20 protein-coding genes and 1 pseudogene are annotated in these 20212 nt (G+C 62.5%); 10 read left to right on the top strand and 11 right to left on the bottom strand.

From position 1 onward, the window contains the following. Window positions 1–2 precede the first annotated feature (2 nt). The 3 genes and pseudogenes from oadA (at window position 3) to HWV67_RS24155 (ending at window position 3607) form a co-directional block, all read left to right on the top strand. Window positions 3–1811, top strand: a complete 1809-nt coding sequence (oadA, locus tag HWV67_RS24165) for a sodium-extruding oxaloacetate decarboxylase subunit alpha (RefSeq protein WP_175653079.1) — start codon at window positions 3–5, stop codon at window positions 1809–1811. A 197-nt stretch (window positions 1812–2008) separates the two neighbouring features. After that, window positions 2009–3332: pseudogene (locus tag HWV67_RS24160) on the top strand (type II toxin-antitoxin system HipA family toxin). Next, window positions 3329–3607, top strand: a complete 279-nt coding sequence (locus tag HWV67_RS24155) for a helix-turn-helix domain-containing protein (RefSeq protein ID WP_175653078.1) — start codon at window positions 3329–3331, stop codon at window positions 3605–3607. Before HWV67_RS24160 ends, HWV67_RS24155 begins: the two are co-directional and overlap by 4 nt. Window positions 3608–3639: 32 nt before the next feature. On the opposite strand, the gene HWV67_RS24150 is transcribed toward HWV67_RS24155, so the two are convergent. Beyond that, a complete protein-coding gene (locus HWV67_RS24150) occupies window positions 3640–4464 on the bottom strand; it encodes an amino acid ABC transporter permease (protein ID WP_175653077.1) in 825 nt (274 codons plus the stop codon). Further along, window positions 4461–5279 carry an ABC transporter substrate-binding protein gene (locus tag HWV67_RS24145; protein WP_175653076.1) on the bottom strand — a complete coding sequence of 273 codons (819 nt, stop codon included), beginning with the start codon at window positions 5277–5279 and terminating at the stop codon, window positions 4461–4463. The genes HWV67_RS24150 and HWV67_RS24145 overlap by 4 nt, the downstream gene beginning before the upstream one ends. Before the next feature lie 106 nt (window positions 5280–5385). On the opposite strand from HWV67_RS24145, the gene HWV67_RS24140 reads away from it, so the two are divergent. Further along, the gene (locus HWV67_RS24140) at window positions 5386–6285 is read left to right on the top strand and encodes a homocysteine S-methyltransferase family protein (protein WP_110969817.1); all 900 of its coding nucleotides are present in this window, start codon (window positions 5386–5388) and stop codon (window positions 6283–6285) included. Window positions 6286–6289: 4 nt separating this feature from the next. On the opposite strand, the gene HWV67_RS24135 is transcribed toward HWV67_RS24140, so the two are convergent. From HWV67_RS24135 to HWV67_RS24125, 3 genes are read right to left on the bottom strand one after another with little or no spacing between them, the layout of a single operon-like run. Beyond that, entirely contained in the window at window positions 6290–6964 is a 675-nt protein-coding gene (locus HWV67_RS24135; protein ID WP_175653075.1) for a GNAT family N-acetyltransferase, read from the bottom strand. Window positions 6965–6978: 14 nt separating this feature from the next. Beyond that, on the bottom strand, window positions 6979–7425 hold the full coding sequence (locus HWV67_RS24130; RefSeq protein ID WP_175653074.1) for a GNAT family N-acetyltransferase: 447 nt from the start codon (window positions 7423–7425) through the stop codon (window positions 6979–6981). 13 nt (window positions 7426–7438) lie between these two features. Next, the gene (locus tag HWV67_RS24125) at window positions 7439–8068 is read right to left on the bottom strand and encodes an FMN-binding negative transcriptional regulator (RefSeq protein WP_175653073.1); all 630 of its coding nucleotides are present in this window, start codon (window positions 8066–8068) and stop codon (window positions 7439–7441) included. A 91-nt stretch (window positions 8069–8159) separates the two neighbouring features. Here HWV67_RS24125 and pdxR point away from each other — a divergent pair, with 91 nt between their 5' ends. After that, entirely contained in the window at window positions 8160–9689 is a 1530-nt protein-coding gene (gene pdxR, locus HWV67_RS24120; RefSeq protein ID WP_175653072.1) for a MocR-like pyridoxine biosynthesis transcription factor PdxR, read from the top strand. A gap of 71 nt (window positions 9690–9760) precedes the next feature. On the opposite strand, the gene HWV67_RS24115 is transcribed toward pdxR, so the two are convergent. The 5 genes from HWV67_RS24115 to aspA form a co-directional block, all read right to left on the bottom strand. Next, entirely contained in the window at window positions 9761–10864 is a 1104-nt protein-coding gene (locus HWV67_RS24115; RefSeq protein ID WP_175653071.1) for a polyamine ABC transporter substrate-binding protein, read from the bottom strand. Then, complete coding sequence (locus HWV67_RS24110) at window positions 10861–11907, bottom strand: histone deacetylase family protein (protein ID WP_175653070.1); 1047 nt, start codon at window positions 11905–11907, stop codon at window positions 10861–10863. Before HWV67_RS24110 ends, HWV67_RS24115 begins: the two co-directional genes overlap by 4 nt. A gap of 150 nt (window positions 11908–12057) precedes the next feature. Then, window positions 12058–13050 (bottom strand): AraC family transcriptional regulator, encoded by a 993-nt coding sequence (locus tag HWV67_RS24105; RefSeq protein ID WP_175653069.1) that lies wholly within the window; start codon window positions 13048–13050, stop codon window positions 12058–12060. A 51-nt stretch (window positions 13051–13101) separates the two neighbouring features. Further along, window positions 13102–14097: an asparaginase gene (locus HWV67_RS24100; RefSeq protein WP_175653068.1), complete on the bottom strand. Its 996-nt coding sequence runs from the start codon at window positions 14095–14097 to the stop codon at window positions 13102–13104. A gap of 188 nt (window positions 14098–14285) precedes the next feature. Then, a complete protein-coding gene (gene aspA, locus HWV67_RS24095; RefSeq protein WP_095158915.1) occupies window positions 14286–15710 on the bottom strand; it encodes an aspartate ammonia-lyase in 1425 nt (474 codons plus the stop codon). Between the two features lie 180 nt (window positions 15711–15890). Between aspA and HWV67_RS24090 the strand changes: the two genes are divergently transcribed. Continuing rightward, on the top strand, window positions 15891–16799 hold the full coding sequence (locus HWV67_RS24090) for a LysR substrate-binding domain-containing protein (RefSeq protein ID WP_175653067.1): 909 nt from the start codon (window positions 15891–15893) through the stop codon (window positions 16797–16799). A 7-nt stretch (window positions 16800–16806) separates the two neighbouring features. Here the strand turns inward: HWV67_RS24090 and HWV67_RS24085 are convergent, their stop codons facing one another. After that, complete coding sequence (locus tag HWV67_RS24085; RefSeq protein ID WP_175653066.1) at window positions 16807–17448, bottom strand: hypothetical protein; 642 nt, start codon at window positions 17446–17448, stop codon at window positions 16807–16809. Window positions 17449–17702: 254 nt separating this feature from the next. Between HWV67_RS24085 and purE the strand changes: the two genes are divergently transcribed. The 4 genes from purE (at window position 17703) to HWV67_RS24065 (ending at window position 20208) form a co-directional block, all read left to right on the top strand. Next, entirely contained in the window at window positions 17703–18194 is a 492-nt protein-coding gene (gene purE, locus HWV67_RS24080) for a 5-(carboxyamino)imidazole ribonucleotide mutase (protein ID WP_065758113.1), read from the top strand. Between the two features lie 10 nt (window positions 18195–18204). Further along, window positions 18205–19287 (top strand): 5-(carboxyamino)imidazole ribonucleotide synthase, encoded by a 1083-nt coding sequence (locus HWV67_RS24075; protein WP_110969806.1) that lies wholly within the window; start codon window positions 18205–18207, stop codon window positions 19285–19287. A 90-nt stretch (window positions 19288–19377) separates the two neighbouring features. Next, window positions 19378–19623, top strand: a complete 246-nt coding sequence (locus HWV67_RS24070; protein WP_175653065.1) for a GlsB/YeaQ/YmgE family stress response membrane protein — start codon at window positions 19378–19380, stop codon at window positions 19621–19623. Between the two features lie 51 nt (window positions 19624–19674). After that, the gene (locus HWV67_RS24065) at window positions 19675–20208 is read left to right on the top strand and encodes a DUF3299 domain-containing protein (protein ID WP_256680189.1); all 534 of its coding nucleotides are present in this window, start codon (window positions 19675–19677) and stop codon (window positions 20206–20208) included. Window positions 20209–20212 lie beyond the last annotated feature (4 nt).

Genomic DNA, 20212 nt, shown 5'->3' with positions numbered 1-20212 from the left:
TAATGTCCAAGAAAATTTTCGTAACCGACACAATCCTGCGCGACGCCCACCAGTCCCTGCTGGCCACCCGCATGCGCACCGACGACATGCTGCCGATCTGCGACAAGCTCGACAAAGTCGGCTACTGGTCACTGGAAGTCTGGGGCGGCGCGACCTTCGACGCCTGTGTGCGCTTCCTCAAGGAAGACCCGTGGGAGCGCCTGCGCAAACTGCGCGCGGCGTTGCCCAACACCCGCCTGCAAATGCTCCTGCGCGGCCAGACCCTGCGGGGCTACCGCCACTACAGCGATGACGTGGTCAAGGCGTTCGTCGCCAAGGCCGCAGTCAACGGCATCGACGTCTTCCGCATCTTCGACGCGATGAACGACGTGCGTAACCTGCGCGTGGCCATCGAAGCCGTGAAGGCCGCTGGCAAACATGCCCAGGGCACCATCGCCTACACCACCAGCCCGGTTCACACCATCGACGCCTTCGTCGCCCAGGCCAAGCAAATGGAAGCCATGGGGTGCGACTCCATCGCGATCAAGGACATGGCCGGCCTGCTGACCCCGTTCGCCACCGGCGAACTGGTCAAGGCGCTGAAAGCCGAGCAGTCGCTGCCCGTGTTCATCCACTCGCATGACACTGCTGGCCTGGCTGCGATGTGCCAGCTCAAGGCGATCGAGAACGGCGCGGATCATATCGACACCGCCATCTCCAGCTTCGCCTGGGGCACTAGCCACCCGGGTACCGAATCGATGGTCGCCGCGCTCAAGGGCAGCGAATTCGACACCGGCCTGGATCTGCAACTGCTGCAGGAAATCGGCCTGTACTTCTACGCTGTGCGTAAGAAATACCACCAGTTCGAAAGCGAATTCACCTCGGTCGACACCCGTGTTCAGGTCAACCAGGTGCCCGGCGGCATGATTTCCAACCTGGCCAACCAGCTCAAAGAGCAGGGCGCGCTGAACCGCATGAACGAAGTGCTGGCGGAGATCCCGCGAGTGCGTGAAGACCTCGGCTTCCCGCCGCTGGTGACCCCGACTTCGCAGATCGTCGGTACCCAGGCGTTCTTCAACGTACTGGCCGGCGAGCGCTACAAGACCATCACCAACGAAGTGAAGCTCTACTTGCAAGGCGGCTACGGCAAGGCGCCGGGCGTGGTCAGCGAGCAACTGCGTCGCCAGGCCATCGGCAGCGAAGAAGTGATCGACGTGCGTCCGGCGGACCTGCTGAAGCCGGAAATGACCAAGCTGCGCGCGGACATCGGCGCCCTGGCCAAGTCGGAAGAAGACGTCCTGACCTTCGCCATGTTCCCGGATATCGGGCGCAAGTTCCTCGAAGAGCGCGAAGCCGGCACCCTGACCCCTGAAGTGCTGCTGCCTATTCCGGAAGCTGGCGCCGTGGCCTCGGCCAGCGGTGAAGGCGTGCCAACCGAGTTCGTCATCGACGTGCACGGCGAGACCTACCGCGTCGACATCACCGGTGTGGGCGTCAAGGCCGAAGGCAAGCGTCACTTCTACCTGTCCATCGACGGCATGCCGGAAGAAGTGGTGTTCGAACCGCTCAACGAGTTCGTCGGCGGCGGTGGCAGCAAGCGCAAGCAGGCCACTGCACCGGGCCATATCAGCACCACCATGCCGGGCAACATCGTCGATGTCCTGGTCAAGGAAGGCGATACGGTCAAGGCCGGTCAGGCGGTGCTCATCACCGAAGCGATGAAGATGGAAACCGAAGTGCAATCGCCGATTGCCGGCAAGGTCACCGCCATCCACGTTGCCAAGGGCGACCGGGTCAACCCGGGCGAAATCCTGATCGAGATCGAGGGCTGATCAAGCCCTCGGCAGTAAACGGTTAACCTCATGGGGAGCGAATTGCTCCCCTTTTTTTCGTTTGATGATATGCATTTAAATGCAGAAAATCGCATAAATCTTGAAAACATCTGCACTTAAATGCAGAAAATTTACCTGTTAGGCCTCAGAATTTGCACTATATTGCAGATCAGATGCTTTAGCTGAGAGAGGCCGATATGTACCCGTTGACCCTCCAACTGTTCGCCCAAGGCGAGTGGCAGGACGCCATGACTTTGACCTTCTCTCAACCAGAAGACGGTTTTCAGAGTCCTTGCCAATTCGCTTACACCTCGGCCTATGTGAAATCCAATCTGGACGCCTACCAGACCACCCTCGACAAGGCCGTCAGCGCCGCGCTACCGGTGGATTTCGATACTCATCAATCGAGAAAGGCGCCGGCCTTTCTCTATGACATCGCACCCTCAGGAGCGGCCAAGCGCTTCTTGCTCAAACACATTGGGCGAGAAAAGCCGGAGACGCTGGCTGAAGACATCTTCTTGCTGACGCGCAGCACGCCGGCACCGATTGGCAATCTGCGCATCAAGGAATCGGCCGAGGCCCTGGATACCAGCGCCCCGATGGGGTTCAGCTTCGAGGATGTCGTCAGTCGCGATCAGCGCTTTCTTGAATATGCCTACGAGCAGGGCGCGGCTATTGGTGGGGCGACGGGGCGGGGGCGAGGCGCCCAAGCTGCTGCTGACAGAAGGGCGGGACGGGCAGCTCTATCCGGATGCGGTGCTGAATGACGAGGACGCTGCCTGCCACTGGTTTGTGAAGTTTTCTCGCAACCAGGCGCTAGGCAACGATCAGACCATCTTGCGTGCCGAACACCTCTACTACACGGCGCTGCAACGCCTTGGTATCGACACGGTAGCCACTGCCGAACTGGACCTGAAAGAGGCCGATAAGCCCAGCCTCTGGATGAAGCGCTTTGACCGCCGGATCGGTGCTTCCGGTGTTGAGCGATTGGCGGTGGAGTCGGTGTATTCGCTGGCGGGGGTGACCGAGCCGGGCAGCCGAATGGATCATCTGGAGGTTATCCAGAGGCTCGCCGCCCTGTGGATAAATGCCGGGCAGAAGGATCAGGTGCCTGATCTGGTGGCGGAATATTTGCGCCGTGATCTGATCAACAAGATTCTCGGCAACTCCGACAACCATGGTCGCAACACGGCGATTATTCGTGGCAAGGACGCGCTGCGGCTGGCGCCGATCTATGACCTTGCGCCCATGGTGATGGACGCTGAGGGCATCACCCGGACTACCAAGTGGTCCTCGCCCGTGGAGCGTGGCGGGGAGGTTGATTGGCGTGCGGCCTGTCAGCTTCTCAAGCCTCTGGTGAATCCGGATCAGGTGTTTGAAACATTGCGTCAGGATGCCCGTGGTTTGCTGGCGTTACCTGATCTTCTGTCCGGGCTCGGCTTGCCGGACGCCGTCATGAATCACCCCGCGATCGCTTTGAAAAACCTTGAACAACGCATGAAGGACTGGGAGTTGCTATGACGGTTTCGATCGAGATTCGAGGGTTGCTGATCGAAAGCGTAATGGCGGGTATCGCCGATGGCTCACTGGAACTGGGTGCCGCCGTGCGTCGGTTGCGGATCGAAGTCGCCAAGATGCAGCAAACCCAGTTTGCGAAGATGTGCAAGATTTCGGTGCGGACCCTTATTCAGATTGAACAGGGGGAAGGAAACCCGACACTCAATTCGCTGAATGCCGTGTTCCGGCCGTTCGGTTTGCAGATGGGGGTCATGAGGCGGCCGGATCGGTTGCGCTGAGTGAGCAGCCAAATCGCTGGCGCCACTCACTTTTACCGCTGATACCCCTTCCCGTAATGCCGCTCCAACCGCGCCTGCACCAGTTCCAGGGCAAACGACAGCAGCCAGTAGATCAGCGCCGCGGTCGTGAGCATTTCCAGATAGCGGTAGCTGGAGCGCCCGTAGGACTGCGCGAGGAACATCACTTCCCACACGCCCATCACCGAAATCAGCGATGAATCCTTGAGCATCGAGATGAACTGGTTGGCCCCCGGCGGGATGATGGTGCGCATGGCCTGGGGCAGGGTGACGTGCCAAAAGATGGTCGCCGGCCGCATGCCTAACGCCAGTGCCGCCTGGCGCTGGCCCTGGGCGACGCCGAGGATGCCGGCGCGGAAGATTTCGCTCAGGTAGGCGCCGTAGTTCAGCGACAGGGCGATGATCCCCGCCGTGATCGCGCCCGGCACCAGGCCAATCTGCGGGAGGCCCAGGTAGAGCAGCATGATCTGGATCAGCAGCGGTGTGCCGCGGAAGAACGAGGTGTAGAAGCTGGCAATGCCCAGCAACACCGCGCTGTTCGACAGCCGCGCCAACGCGGCGGCGAAGCCCAGCACCACCGAGCAGACCATCGAACACAGGCAGAGGAACAGGGTCAGCGCGGCGCCTTGCAGGAAGCCGTTCGGGCCGAGTTTGAAGCCGGCCAGATTGGGAAACTTCTCAAGGATGATCGAAAACTTCAGATCAAAACTCAGGAAGAAGCCCACGAACACCAGCAGGAGGACCAGCCAGGTCAGGTAGAGCCGGGCGCGGAAGCCCGGCAGCGGCAAGCCCGCGCGGGTTTCGGCGGGCTTTGGCGGCAGTGGTTGTTGAGCACTCATTTACTGATGTCGGCGCCGATCCATTTCTGCGAAATGCGCGTCAGGGTGCCGTCCTGCTTCAGTTGCGCGAAGACATCGCGAACCTTGGCGTCCCATTCGGCGTCGCCTTTCTCGATGGCCACCGAGTTCGGCTCCTCGTAGAGCGCCGCGCCGGCCAGTTTGAAGCGCTTGTCCTGATCCAGACGTGGCTTGGCGGTGACCAGGTTGGTGAGGATGGCATCCAGACGCACGCCGGCACCCAGGCCGAGGTCCTGGAAGGCGACGTTGTCGGTGTCGTACGGGGCGATCTGCACCGCTTCGAAGGGGTACTCAAGCTTGGTGTCTTCGGCGCCTTCGATCACCAGGTTCTTGTTCAGGTAGCTCTCGTAGCTGGAGGCGCTGGTCAGGCCGACTTTCAGGCCGTCGAGGTCCTTGGCCGAGTGAATGCGCTCGTCCTTGGCGTTGACCACGATCACTGCGGGCGAGGCGTAGTACTCGACCGGGAAGGCGAACACCTCGGCGCGGGCCTTGCTCGGGGTCATGGAGCAGATGCAGATGTCGTAGCGGCCGCTCCAGCGTCCTGCGGCAATCACGTCCCAGGATGGCGTTTCCAGGCGCAATTTCACACCCAGCTTGTCAGCCACGGCCTTGGCCACATCGACGTCGAAGCCGTCCAGCTGGTTCTGTTCATTGAGGAAGGAGAACGGCGGATAGCTTTCCATCAGCACGTTGACCAACTCTTTGCGGGATTCCACACGGTCCAGGGTGGCACCGGCGAAGGCTTGGGTCGCAGTGAGAGCCAGCAGGCCCGCGCCTAGCAGAGAAGAAAATTTCATAGGAATCACCGGAAAAAGTTGTAAGACAAAACGTGCGATGTATTAGATAGTTATAACAATAGAGGCACTAATACGTTTTATCTATATCTTTAGAAGCAGGTGTTATATGGGCGAAAAGGCTTTGGTCATTCTTGATGGCGGCATGGGTCGGGAGCTTCAGCGCCGTGGTGCGCCGTTCCGGCAGCCGGAGTGGTCGGCACTGGCATTGAGCGAGGCGCCGGAAGCGGTGGTGGCGGTGCACCGGGCCTATATCGAGGCGGGCGCCCAGGTCATCACCAGCAACAGTTATGCGGTGGTGCCTTTCCATATTGGCGAAGAACGTTTCAAGGCCGAGGGCCGCGCCCTGGCCAGCACGGCCGGGCAACTTGCTCGCGTGGCGGCGGACGCCGGACCGCAAGCGGTGCGCGTGGCTGGGTCATTGCCACCGTTGTTCGGTTCTTATCGCCCCGACCTGTATGAGGCTGAACGCGTCGGCGACGTGCTGACGCCGCTGGTTGAAGGTCTGGCCGAACACGTTGATCTGTGGCTGGCAGAAACCCAGAGCGCGATCGCTGAAGTGCAGGCCATCCGCGCCGGCCTTCCGCAGGACGGCAAGCCGTTCTGGGTGTCGTTCACGTTGCAGGACGAGGATGTCGATGAGGTGCCGCGGCTGCGCTCCGGCGAGCCGGTGGTCGACGCCGCCGAGGCCGTTGCGGCCTTGGGCGTGGAGACCCTGCTGTTCAACTGCAGCCAGCCAGAGGTGATTGGTGCCGCCATCGACGACGCCATCGCGACCTTCAAGCGCCTGGGCGTGGAGATTGCCGTCGGCGCCTATGCCAATGCTTTCCCGCCGCAGCCAAAGGACGCCACCGCCAACGATGGCCTGGACGAATTGCGTGAAGACCTCGATCCGCCCGGTTACCTGCACTGGACGCAGGACTGGCGCCAACGTGGCGCCAGCCTGCTGGGCGGATGCTGCGGGATTGGCCCGGAGCATATCGCCCTGTTGGCCCAGCGTTTGAAGTAACGCCTTACGGCGCGGCGCGGCAGGCTTCCAGCGTTCTGAGTTGACCCTCGGAACGCTGGTTGTCTTCGCTCAGCCAGCGCTCGAAGCCGGCGGCAATCGCCGGCCACTCGTCATCGAGGATCGAATACCAGGCCGTTTCGCGGTTCTGGTCCTTGACCACCATGTGTTGACGGAACACCCCCTCGAAGCTGAACCCGAAGCGCTCCGCAGCCCGTCGCGAACGGGCGTTGGCGTTGTTGCACTTCCATTCCAGGCGGCGGTTGCCCAGTTCGAAGGACAGCTTGCCCAGCAGATAGACCGCTTCCGTGCCCTTGGGCGTGCGCTGCATTGCCGCGCCGAAGGCGATATGGCCGATCTCGATGCGGCCGTGCGCCGGGACAATGGACATCAGGCTGAGAATGCCTTGCACCTGGCCGCTGGCCAGGTCGACGACGCTATAGAACAGCGGGTCGCGGCTGCTGGCGTTGTCTTCCAGCCAGCGGTCGAACGGCGCGCGCTCGCTGAAAGGCCCATAAGGCAGGTAGTCCCACAGCAGGCCATCGGCGCCCGGCCCCTGGAGTACCTGCCAGAGATCATCGCCGTGCCGGCGCGGGTCGAGTTTCTCCAGGCGGATGAAGCGGCCGGTCAATGGCTCCGGGTGCGGTTCCGTGGCGGGGTTCCCGTTCAGATTCGTACTCATGGGAAGGCTCCGTCTTACAGCGGCTTGCGGAACTGAATGAAGCCCGGACGCTCGGCGACCTGCTCGTACAGGGAAATGGCCGTGGCGTTGGTTTCGTGGGTCAGCCAATGCACCTTGGCGCAACCGGCTTCGCGGGCGACAGCGTAGACGTGCTCGATCAACTCGCGGCCGACGCCCTTGCCGCGCTGGCTGCCGTCAACGTAGAGGTCCTGCAGGTAGCAGGAGTTTTCCACAGACCAGTTGGAGCGGTGGTAGATCCAGTTGACCATGCCCACGGCCTTGCCATCGATCCAGGCCAGTGCCGAGTTGGTGGTCTCGGCCGGGTCGAGCAGGCGTTGCCAGGTCACCTGACTGACGTCGTCGGGCAGGCGGGTTTCATAGAAATGCAGGTAGGCCCGCCACAGTGGCAGCCAGGCAGCGTGATCGGCGGCGCTAACCGGACGGATCTGAACGGTAGACATGTGGCGCGTTCCTTCAAGGTTGCTGCATCAGCGCAGCGAGTTGGTTGTCCAGTGGGTCGGGGCTGGCGGCCAGGCCGTCGCGCACGCCGTCGTGGTCGAGGGTCGAACGGTTCTGGCTGAGCTTGCGGTTGCTCTGCAGGCGCTCGATAGGTATGGCGAAACCGACGATGGCCTTGAGCATGCCTTGCAGGTAATCGGCCGGTGCGTCGTCCACCGACCAGGGACGCTCGCGGCCCTGCTCATGGCGGTCGCTCAGGCGCCGGACGATATCCAGCAGCGGTTCGGCTTCATGGTAGACGCGGGACGTGCCCCAAGCGTGCACCGCGGTGTAGTTCCAGGTCGGGACGGTCCGCGGGTCCTCGGCCTTGCTCGGGTAGAAGCCCGGGCTGACATAGGCGTCGGCGCCAGGAAACACCACCAGCACCTCGGCACCGCGCTCCAGTTCCTGCCATTGCCGGTTGCCCCGGGCCAGGTGCCCGTACAGCGTGCCATTGGGGCCTTCATCGGGATTCAGCAGCAGCGGCACATGGCTGGCTTGCAGGCCCTGCTCGCCTTGGGTGATCAGTACCGCCAGGCGGGTGTTCTCGATGTGCTGAAGCTGGCGTTGCAGGTCGTCATCTTTGAAGGCGCTGGGTGAGAACATGACAAAGTTTCCTTGGCGAATGGACTCATCCTAGGCAGGCTATTGGTCTAGTGTAAGAGCCATTTCAGGCTAATTTCCTGGGTCCAATAAAATGGTAGAGCCTTCCGTTTCCTTGCCGTTCGATCCCACCGGGATCGTTCTTGATCGCCGCCAGGGCCTTAGCCGGCAGCTTTACCAGGCACTGCGTGCGCGCGTGCTCGATGGACGACTGGGCAGCGGCGCCCGGCTCCCGGCCAGCCGCGATATGGCGGCGATCCTCGGTTTGTCGCGAAACAGCGTGGTGCGCGCCTACGACCAACTGTATGCCGAGGGCTTCATCGAAAGTCGGGTGGGCGACGGGACTTATGTCAGCCACCTGCCAAAGTTGTCCACAAAAGTATCCACAAGGTTATCCCGGGGTTTATCAACAGCCTTATCCACAATTTCGCCTGAAAATACTGTTGATTCGTCCAGTAAAGTTATCCACACGGACGCGCTTTTTCGCCTGGAAAATCACCATTTGCCCACGCCACGAAGCGGTCCGCCACGGGCTTTCCGGGTCGGCGTTCCGGCCTTCGACCTGTTTCCGTTCGAGGTCTGGGCCAAGTTGCAGGCGGGTTTCTGGCGAAATCCGGATGCGGACAGCCTCGGCTACGGCGATCCGGCAGGTGAACCGATGCTTCGCGAACTGATTGCCGCTTATTTGCGTCGATCGAGGGGACTTTCCTGCACGCCTGAACAAATTGTGATCACCACTGGCGCACAGCAGGCAATCAGCCTTTGTGCACAGTTGCTGTTGGAGCCTGGGGCGGGGGTCGCTGTGGAAAACCCGGGCTATCGCGCCGCCGCCTGTGCCTTCGCCCTGACCGGCGCGACGATGCACGGCGTGGCTGTGGATAACGAAGGGCTCGAGTGCAACGCATTAGCTGCCTTGAGTGATTGCCGCCTGGCCTACGTCACGCCTTCACACCAATACCCCACGGGCGTGGTGATGAGCCTGGCCCGGCGCCTGGAACTGCTGGCCTGGGCCGAGCGCAACGAGCGCTGGATTGTCGAGGACGACTACGACGGTGAATACCGCTACAGCGGCGCGCCATTGGCACCGCTGGCGGCGCTCGATCGTAGTGGGCGGGTGTTGTACGTCGGCACCTTCAGCAAGGTGGCTTTTCCGGCCCTGCGTCTGGGCTACCTGGTGCTGCCGCAGCAATTGGTGGAGCCGTTTTCCCGGTGTCGGGCGTTGATGGTGCGGCATTCGGAAGTCGGTACGCAGACGGTGATGGCGCAGTTCATGGCCCAAGGGCATTTTCAACGGCATATCCGCCGTATGCGGCGGGCGGCGCTGAGTCGACGTAATGCCTTGCAGGCCGGTTGGCCTGTGGATATTCCGGGTGTGGGCGAGTTGCCGGAAATGGTGGCGGGGCTGCACGTCAAAGTGGATGTGGATAACTTCGAGCGTGAGCAGTGGCTGGTGGAACGGGCGCTTGAGGTGGGTGTGGAGATCAATCCACTGAGTGATTACTGGCTGCCGGAGACGCCCGCGTCTGTGGATAAGCGTGCGGGGTTGGTGTTGGGGTTTGCGGCGGTAGGAGAGGCGGGGATTGCGCAGGCGTTGGGGAAATTGCGGAAGGTCTGGAAGGGGTGAAACGCATCGCGAGCGAGCTCGCTCCTACAAGGTCATCTGTGTAGGGGCGAGCTTGCTCGCGATGATTACACTCAGGTCCCCGCTTTGATCTTGGTCCAGGCCCGCGTCCGTGCCCGCTCCGCGTCACGGCCCAGCGGCTGCAAGGTATACAGCTTGGTCATCGCCTCCGCCGTCGGGTACAAATTCGGGTTGTTGCGGATCGCCGGGGCGACCAGTTCGGTAGCGTCCTTGTTCGGGTTCGGATACCCCACGAAATCGCTGATCGGCGCAATCACCTTCGGTTGCAGGAGGTAGTTGATGAAGGTGTGGGCATCTTCCGGGTTGGCTGCGCCTTTGGGGATGGCCAGCATGTCGAACCAGATTGGCGCGCCTTCCTTCGGCAGGCGCATGTCCACCACTACGCCGTTTTTCGCTTCGATGGCGCGGTTGGCGGCCTGGGAGAAGCTGCCGGAGTAGCCCACGGCCACGCAGATATCGCCGTTGGCGATGTCGGCCATGTATTTGGACGAGTGGAAATAGGTGATGGATGGACGAATCTTCATCATCAACTCTTCGGCTTTCTTGTAGTCCGCCGGTTTGCTGCTGTTGGGCGGCAAGCCCAGGTATTGCAGGGCCAGCGGCATGATTTCCGACGGCGAATCGAGCAGGGCCACGCCGCATTGCTTGAGTTTGGAGATGTTCTCTTCCTTGAAGATCAGGTCCCAACTGTCCACCGGTGCATTCTCGCCCAGCGCCGCCTTGACCTTGGCCGGGTTGAAGCCGATCAGCACGGTGCCGTACATGTAGGGCACGGCAAACTTGTTGCCCGGGTCGTTGGCCTCGATCAGCTTCATCAGCGCCGGATCCAGGTGCTGCCAGTTCGGCAGTTTGCTGCGGTCCAGCGGCTGGAACACGCCGGCCTCGATCTGCTTGGCCAGGAACACGTTGGAAGGCACCACCACGTCGTAGCCGGAGTTGCCGGTCAGCAGTTTGGCTTCCAGCGCCTCGTTGGTGTCGAAGATGTCGTAGATCAGCTTGACCTGGGCGTCCTTCTGGAAGTCCGTCAGGGTTTGCGGGGTGATGTAGTCGAACCAGTTGTAGACCCGCAGGGTGCGCTGTTCGGCGACAGCCTGGAGGCTGCCGGCGAGCAGGGTTGTACAGAGCAGGGGGGCGAGCAGTCGTTTTAATCGAGTCATGCTTGGGCTTCCTGTTGGGCGCGTTCGAAACCTTCGAGAACGTTCACGGCGTTGATGCCGATTTCTTCCACCGCATAGCCGCCTTCCATGACGAACAGGGTCGGCTTGCCAAGGCGGGCGATGCGCTCGCCCATCTGCAGGTAATCAGGGCTGTCGAGCTTGAACTGGGAGATCGGGTCGTCTTTGAAGGTGTCCACGCCGAGGGAAATCACCAACACGTCCGGCGCGTAGGCTTCGATGCGCTGACAGGCCTGCTCGAGCGCGTTGTTCCAGGTAGCCCAGTCGCTGCCGGCGGGCAACGGGTAGTTGATGTTGTAGCCCAGGCCGTCGCCTTCGCCGTGTTCGTCGGCGTAACCGAGGAAGAACGGGAATTCGGCCTGCGGGTCGCCGTGGATCGAGGCGAAGAACACGTCGCTACGGTCGTAGAAAATTTCCTGGGTGCCGTTGCCGTGGTGGTAGTCGACATCGAGGATCGCCACTTTGCCGTGGCCTTGGTCGAGGAACGCCTGGGCGGCGATGGCCGCGTTGTTCAGGTAGCAATAGCCGCCCATGACATCGCTGGCGGCGTGGTGTCCCGGCGGACGGCAAAGGGCGAAGGCGCTGTGGGCGCCGGCCTGCACCGCGGCCTGGGCGGTGAGCGCCACTTGCGCGGCGCTGTAGGCTGCTTGCCAGGTGCCGGCAGTGATCGGCGCGCCGGCGTCGAAGCTGTAGTAGCCCAGTTCGCCCAGCAGGCTGGTCGGTTTGACCCGGCGCAAGGTGCGCGCCGGCCAGGTGAATGGCAGCAGGTCGCCGTCGCGGTTCAGCTCGGCCCAGCGGGCCCAGGCCCCTTCGAAGAAGTTCAGATAGCCGGCGTCGTGCACCCGCAGCAACGGTTCGCGGCCAAAATCGCGCGGGCCGCTGATGGGCCCGAGGTTACGGGTCTTGACCCGCTCCAGTACGTGGTCGGCACGCGACGGCATTTCGAAGCAGGGCATCAGTTGCCCGTCGATCAGCTCGCAGCGGCCGTGGTGCAGGCGGTGGTCATCGGAATAGATCGTCAGCATGTTGTTGTTCTCCGGTCACTGGCGTATCGGTCCATTGTTGATGGCGGCCCGGTGAAGCAGAACGGCGCAAACGGCCAAAAGGGGATCGATATGGCCACGGCGAGTGTCCGGATTTGGCCCCTGGATGGTGCACGCCTTGACGCTATGAGCTCAGGTCTTGAAATGGCTCGGGGCCACGCCGCTCCAGCGCATGAACGCGTGGCGGAAACTGGCGGTCTCGCTGAAGCCCAGTTCCTCGGCGATCCGGTAGATCGGTATCTTCCCCTCGGCCAGCAATTGCTTGGCCCGCTCGAAGCGTAGTTCGTCCAGCAATTGTTGATAGCTGCTGCCCATTTCACTCAAGTGCCGGCGCAAGGTTCGCGATGAGCAGTTCATCTGCCGCGCCAGTCCTTCCAGGCCGGGGGCGGCGTCCAGTTGCCGGGCCAGCAGTTCGCGGATGCGCCCGAGCCAGGCCTGGCGGCCGGTGAATTCCAGATTCAACTGGCGGCACCGTTCGCTCATGGCCCGGTGGGTCACCTGGTCGGCCAGCGGCAGGGGATGTTCCAGCCAGCTACGGTCGAAGGCGAACGCGTTGTCGTCGGCCTCGAAGCGTAGTGGGCAGGTGAAGGGGTTGCTGTAGAGCGGATGGTAATCGGGCGTCGGGTGGGCGAAGCGCGCACCGAGCAGGGGCAGCGGCTGGCCCAGCAGGTCATCGCAGATGATTTTCAGCGAGGTCAGGCAGAACTCTGCGTTGAAGGCGGCCAGTTGCGGTTCTTCGCGGTAGCCGCTGGCGCTGAACCAGATGCGCTCGCCGTCCTCGATCAGGCGCAACTGGAAAAGTGTTCCCAGAAGTGCGGGATAACGCAGCGCCAGACGTAACGCGTCACCTAAGGTGGCACTGGAGAGCAGGGCATAGCCGAGCATGCCGTAGGACGAAATGTGCATGCGCCGACCCAGTTCCAGGCCGATTTCCCGGCGCCGGGCCACCGCGTTGGCGCACACCAGCATCTCCTGGCGGGTGGTGATGCGCGGGTCGGCGCGCCCCAGGTCCGCTGGGCTGATGCCGCTGCCCTTGAGCAGCGAATCGTCGTCCAGGCCCTGGCTCTGGAAGGCCTGGAGCACCAGGGAAACCGCGTTCAGGGTGGTCAGGTGTGAGTGCAGCATGCGGGGTGTCCGGCTATTGGGCTGATCGGTGAGCGAGCAAATTGTGTGCCTTTAGCGCAGCTCACCGGCCAGATCCACTTCCACCAGACGGCGCACTTCGTCCACCGGCAGTCCGGCACCGAGCAGCAACTGCAACTTGCCGAACGCCGCTTCGCGGGTCATGCCGCCGCCCGACAACACGCCAGCCTGGCGCAATTTGCTGCCGGCTTCGTAGATATCCAGTTCCACCCCGCCTTCATGGCACTGGCTGACCGCGACCACCACCACGCCGCTGGCTCGGGCCTCGCCGAGGGCGGCGAGAAAGTCCGGGTTGTCGCCCGGCCCGGTGCCGCTGCCGAAACATTCGAGGATCAGCCCGCGAGTGCCTGTGTTGATAACCGCCCTCAGCACTTGCGCGGAAAAGCCCGGCACCAGCGGCAGGACGACGACATTCGCCACCTGTTTCGGCTGGCGATAATCCAGGGCGGCGGGCAGGGCCGGCGTTGAGGCCGCGGTGCTGTTGCGTTTGAGGGTGACGAAGGGGTGCCGGCCAAAGCTGCGGACCTTGGCGGTGCGGCTTGGTGCCAGCAGTTCACCGTGGAAATAGAGCTGTACGCCGGGCGCCTGGCCGTCGGTCAGGGCTTGCAGCGCGCCGGTGAGGTTTTCCCAGGCATCGCTGTCGTCTACGCCCGCCGGCAGCATGGAGCCGGTGAACAGTACCGGTGCGTCCAGCCCGAGCAGTTGAAAGCTCATCGCCGCGGCGCTGTAGGCCAGGGTGTCGGTGCCATGCAGGATCAGCACCGCATCGGAGCCAGAATCGATCGCTTCGATGATTGCCGTGCGCAGGCGCAGCCAGTACTGCGGGGTCATGTTGGCGCTGTCGATCAGCGGCGTCATTTCGCGGAAACGCCAGGGTGCGAGGCGACCCGATCCGCTCAGTTGCGCGCGCATGCGCTGCTCGAAGCCGGAGGCGGGGGTCAGGCCGTGGGCACCGGCCTGCATGCCGATGGTGCCACCGGTATACAGCACCATGATGCTGCGGGCGGGTCGTGCGGACGCCGAAGTCATGCGCCATTCTCCATGGTCGGTCTTGTTCGTGGCGGGGGACAGGACGACATCCGGTGGAGAACTGTCAGGCGGATTGAGGGGAGGGGGCTTTCGCCAGAATAAAAAAAAGGGCCCGGGGTTAGCCCTGGGCCCTCAAAAGGTGAGAGGTGTCTAGTCCCTCGACCTGGTGAGACGGTTTGTTGCGTGGGTTACGCCTTCAGCGGAACCAGACGCGGAGCAATCATGTTTTCCGGACGCAGGATGTCGTTAAGCATCGCTTCGTCCAGCAGGCCTTCTTCGCGCACCAGTTCCAGCACGCCGCGGCCACTTTCCAGGGCGATGCGGGCGATACGGGTGGCGTTTTCGTAGCCGATGTAAGGGTTCAGGGCGGTGACCAGGCCGATCGAGTGTTCGACCAGTTCACGGCAGCGCTGTTCGTTGGCGGTGATGCCGACGATGCAGTGCTCACGCAGCATGTCCATCGCGCGCTGCAGCAGGCGGATCGAGTCGAAGATCTTGTAGGCGATCAGCGGTTCCATCACGTTCAGTTGCAGTTGACCGCCTTCGGCAGCGATTGTCAGGGCCAGGTCGTTGCCCATGATGGCGAAGGCGACTTGGTTGACGGCTTCCGGGATAACCGGGTTGACCTTGCCTGGCATGATCGAGCTGCCTGGCTGGCGAGCCGGCAGGTTGATCTCGTTGATGCCGGTGCGTGGGCCGCTGGACAGCAGGCGCAGGTCGTTGCAGATCTTCGACAGCTTGACCGCGGTGCGCTTGAGCATGCCGGAGAACAGCACGAAGGCGCCCATGTCCGAGGTGGCTTCGATCAGGTCGGCGGCCGGTACCAGCGGCTGGCCGCTGATGGTTGCCAGGCGCTGAACGGCCAGGGCCTGGTAGCCCGGGTCGGCGTTGATGCCGGTACCGATGGCGGTACCGCCCAGGTTCACTTCGGTCAGCACTTCTGGTGCCAGGGTGCGCAGGCGGTTCAGGTCTTCGGTCAGGGTGGTGGCGAAGGCACGGAATTCCTGACCCAGGGTCATCGGTACGGCGTCCTGCAGCTGGGTACGACCCATCTTCAGTACGTGGCTGAATTCTTGACCCTTGGCAGCGAACGCCTGGATCAGGCTGTCGAGGCTGGCCAGCAGCGCGTCGTGACCCAGCAGCAGACCCAGGCGGATCGCGGTCGGGTAGGCGTCGTTGGTCGACTGCGCCATGTTCACGTCGTTGTTCGGGTGCAGGTATTTGTACTCGCCCTTCTGGTGGCCCATGGCCTCCAGCGCGATGTTGGCGATGACTTCGTTGGCGTTCATGTTGGTGGAAGTACCAGCACCGCCTTGAATCATGTCCACGATGAACTGCTCGTGGTAGTCGCCACGGATCAGACGGGCGCAGGCCTCGCTGATGGCGGCATGTTTGGCATCGCTCAGATGACCCAGCTCACGGTTGGCGTCGGCTGCGGCTTGCTTGACCATGGCCAGGCCCACGACCAGCTTCGGGTAGTGCGACAGCGGAACACCGGAGAGGTGGAAGTTGTTGGCAGCGCGCAGGGTCTGGATGCCGTAGTAGGCATCAGCAGGGACTTCCAGGGTACCAAGCAGGTCTTTCTCGACGCGGAACGATGCAGCAGCGGACATGATGGATATCATCTCGAATTAACCCGGCACATGCCGGAATGGCGCTAATCGTAGGAGCGGAAGCTGTTTTGCGGCCAATGCTGTTGCACGCTAACCTATGCACAAACGGCATAACGTCTGATGTGACGTTCTTCCTGGTTCGAGCGTGTGCCATTTTGGTGCGCGGTTTGGAGAGTTTTGATGAACGTTGAAAGCAAGTGGCTGGAAGACTTCAGTGCCCTGGCCGCCCCCCGCAGTTTTTCCCAGGCCGCCGAGCGCCGCTTCGTTACACAGCCCGCGTTCAGCCGCCGTATCCGCAGCCTGGAGGCGGCGCTGGGCCTGACATTGGTCAACCGCTCGCGCACGCCGATCGAGCTGACGGCCGCCGGGCAGTTGTTTCTCGTCACTGCCCGCACCGTTGTCGACCAGTTGAGCGAAGTTCTCCGCCATTTGCATCACCTTGAAGGCGGGCAGGGCGAGGTCATCCAGGTGTCTGCGGCGCACTCGCTGGCACTTGGGTTCTTCCCGCGCTGGATTGCCCAGTTGCGCAACGACGGCCTGAACATCGCTACCCGCCTGGTGGCCACCAACGTCGGCGATGCGGTGCACGCCCTGCGCGAGGGCGGTTGTGACCTGATGCTGGCGTTCTACGACCCGGACGCGGCCTTGCAGATGGATGCGGAAATTTTCCCGTCGCTGCACCTGGGCAACACCGAGATGCTTCCGGTGTGCGCGGCGGGGCCGGACGGCAAACCACTGTTCGACCTCGAAGGCGAGGCCAGTGTGCCGCTGCTGGCGTATAGCGCCGGGGCGTTTCTCGGCCGCTCGGTGAACCTGCTGTTGCGCCAGCGCAACCTGCGCTTTACCACCATCTATGAAACCGCGATGGCCGACAGCCTCAAGGGCATGGCGCTGGAAGGGCTGGGCATTGCCTGGGTGCCGAGCCTGTCGGCGCGGGCAGAACTGGAGCGTGGCGAGTTGGTGATCTGCGGCGGGCCCCAGTGGCATGTGCCACTGGAGATACGTCTTTATCGCTGTGCGCTGGTGCGCAAGGCCAATGTGCGACTGCTCTGGCGCAAGCTGGAGTCCGGTACGCAAGAGCAGCCTTGAAGCGTAATCACCGCAGCCGTTTCAGGTAATTGGCGATGTTCTCCCGGTTTTCATCGGAGTAGCGATAGCAGTTGGAGCGAAGGCCCAATCGCCGGGGGAACATATAGGTTTCGCAGAACCAGCCATTGAAACTGACACAGGACTGCTCGTGAGTGGCGCTCAGCGTGTGCCCCAGTTCATGTCCCACGGTGGCATAGGGGCTCAGCGAGGCGATCGCCGAATGGCCCGTCTGGTAGGCCTCCCCTGAAATGCTGTCGTTGCCTTGGCGTTCCAGTTGATCGCGGGTCAGCAGCAGGTACTTGTTGTCGATCACCCCTCCCGGGCTGTTCTGTTGACGCCGCCAGGCCCAGGCGGCGTCAGCCCAGACCGATAGCGCGGTGGAGGCGTTCAGCCCCTGGTACGTCATATCGGTGAGGCCGGGGATACGCCGTGTGAAGCGCAGGGCAACCGGGAGGTGAGCGATCAGGCGTATCTCGTCCATCCAGGTATCGAAGTAGTCTTTTTGTAACTGTTCGTCTGAAAGTTCCGACAGCTCGTCGTGGGGAAAGACCCAGATGGTCAGCGTCGGTACAGATTCGGCACTGGCGTGCGGCGCGTTGAGCGTCAGGCTGAGAAGCAGTGGCAAGGCGGGAAACAGCGAGTTGTGCATGAGGTCATCCGTGACGTTAATGTGCGGTGACCCACCGTACCGCCAGCCTCCGGGGCCAGAGCATCTGGAAGCCCAGCAGCGGGGCAATGGCCGGACATCGCGACAGGGCTGGGCGCTTTGCTCCTCATTGCGCTATAATCCCGCGCCTTCGACCAGTCGGTCGATTCAGAATCCGTATGACGAGCCACGCCGGTCTTCCCGCGTGGCTCGTTGCTTTTGGTGCGTCGGAAGACGCTTACAGGAGAGGCTCGACGATGAGTGCACTGGTTGGCGTGATCATGGGCTCCAAGTCCGATTGGTCCACCCTTAGCCACACCGCCGATATGCTGGAAAAACTCGGCATTCCCTACGAAGTGAAGGTGGTTTCCGCCCACCGCACTCCGGACCTGCTGTTCCAGTACGCTGAAGAGGCCGAAGGCCGTGGCATCGAGGTGATCATCGCCGGAGCGGGTGGCGCTGCCCACTTGCCAGGCATGTGCGCCGCCAAGACTCACCTGCCCGTGCTGGGCGTTCCGGTGCAGTCGTCGATGCTGTCGGGTGTCGATTCGCTGCTGTCGATCGTTCAGATGCCCGCTGGCATTCCGGTGGCGACGCTGGCAATCGGCAAGGCTGGCGCGATCAACGCAGCACTGCTCTCGGCGAGCATTCTGGGGGCCAAGCACCCGCAGTTCCACGCCGTGCTCAAGCAGTTCCGCGCAGAACAGACAGACAGCGTTCTGGACAACCCAGATCCACGCCAGGCCTGAGGTCACACGCATGAAAATCGGTGTAATCGGTGGCGGCCAGCTCGGCCGCATGCTGGCTCTGGCGGGCACCCCGCTGGGCATGAACTTCGCCTTCCTCGACCCGGCGCCAGACGCCTGCGCCGCGCCATTGGGCGAGCACCTGCGTGCCGACTACGGCGACCAGGATCATCTGCGCCAACTGGCCGATGAAGTCGATCTGGTGACCTTCGAATTCGAAAGCGTTCCGGCCGAGACCGTGGCGTTCCTGTCGCAGTTCGTGCCGGTCTACCCGAGCGCCGAAGCCCTGCGCATCGCTCGCGACCGCTGGTTCGAGAAGAGCATGTTCAAGGACCTGGGCATCCCGACCCCGGCCTTCGCCGATATCCAGTCGCAAGCCGACCTGGAAAACGCCGTGGCCAGCATCGGTCTGCCAGCCGTGTTGAAAACCCGCACCCTGGGTTACGACGGCAAGGGCCAGAAAGTGCTGCGCACGCCGGCCGACGTGATCGGCACCTTCGCCGAGCTGGGCAGCGTGCCGTGCCTGCTGGAAGGTTTCGTGCCGTTCACCGGTGAAGTCTCGCTGGTTGCCGTGCGTGCACGGGATGGCGAAACCCGCTTCTACCCGCTGGTCCACAACACCCACGAAAGCGGCATCCTGCGCCTGTCGGTAGCCAGCAGCGATCACCCGCTGCAGTCCCTGGCCGAAGACTATGCCAGCCGTGTGCTTGAGCAGCTCGATTACGTCGGCGTTCTGGCCTTCGAATTCTTTGAAGTCGATGGCGGCCTGAAAGCCAACGAAATCGCGCCGCGGGTCCACAACTCCGGGCACTGGACCATCGAAGGCGCCGAGTGCAGCCAGTTCGAGAACCATCTGCGCGCCGTTGCCGGCCTGCCGCTGGGCCCGACCCGCAAGGTCGGTGAAAGCGCCATGCTCAACTTCATCGGCGAAGTTCCGCCTGTGGATAAAGTGGTCGCCATCGACGACTGCCACCTGCACCACTACGGCAAGGCCTTCAAGGTCGGACGCAAGGTTGGCCACGCCACCCTGCGCTGCGCCGACATGGCCAGCCTGGAGCAGAAGATCCAGCAGGTTGAAGCCCTGATCGCGGGTTGAACTGAACCTCTGCGTTCCGCACCCCTCTGATGGCAGGACGCCAAAGCGCTGACTAGGCTTTGGCAGTGCACTTACATCAGAGGGAATGCCATGGGAATCATCGGAACCATCTTCATCGGCCTCATCGTTGGCTTGCTGGCGCGCTTTCTCAAGCCCGGCGACGACAGCATGGGCTGGATCATGACCATCCTCCTCGGTATCGGCGGCTCGCTGGCCGCGACCTACGGTGGCCAGGCGCTGGGGATTTACCACGCGGGCCAGGCAGCCGGATTCCTCGGCGCATTGGTGGGCGCGATCATTCTTCTGGTGATCTACGGATTCATCAAAAAAAGCTGATGGCGGGATAGAATGCTCGGCAACTTCTCCGACGGTTGCCGAGCATTTTTCATGCGTGCGTTATTCCTCATTCCGCTGCTGCTGTGCAGCACTCTCGCCCGGGCCGAACTGCCTGAAACCGACTGGTTGGAGCTGATGCCCAAGTCGGATCAGAAAGCGCTGGAAGAGATGCCAGAAATCGACCACAACTCACCGGAAGCCCAGGGCACCTTCACCGACAAGGGCGGCATGAAGCAGAGCAAGGGCTTGCCCGCGGTGATGTACTCGACCAAAACCGTCGCGGCGATGAACGGCAAGTCGATCCGTATTGGCGGTTACCCGGTGCCGCTGGAGTCCGATGCCAAGGGCAACAGCACCTTGTTTTTCCTCGTTCCGTATCCGGGCGCTTGCATCCACGTGCCGCCGCCACCGCCCAACCAACTGGTGCTGGTGCGCTATCCCAAGGGCGTGAAGCTGGACGATATCTACACGCCGCTGTGGGTCAGCGGCACCCTGAAAGTCGAGAAGGTCAGCAATGACATGGCCGATGCCGCCTACGCCATGGACGCCGGCAAGGTACGCGTGGTGGAAGACGCGGACCTGTAAGACG

The sequence above is a fragment of the Pseudomonas sp. Marseille-P9899 genome, assembly GCF_903166565.1.
GTDB classification, from domain to species: domain Bacteria; phylum Pseudomonadota; class Gammaproteobacteria; order Pseudomonadales; family Pseudomonadaceae; genus Aquipseudomonas; species Aquipseudomonas huaxiensis.
Note: the sequence above shows the minus strand (reverse complement) of the source record. Positions and strands in the feature narration are given on the sequence as shown.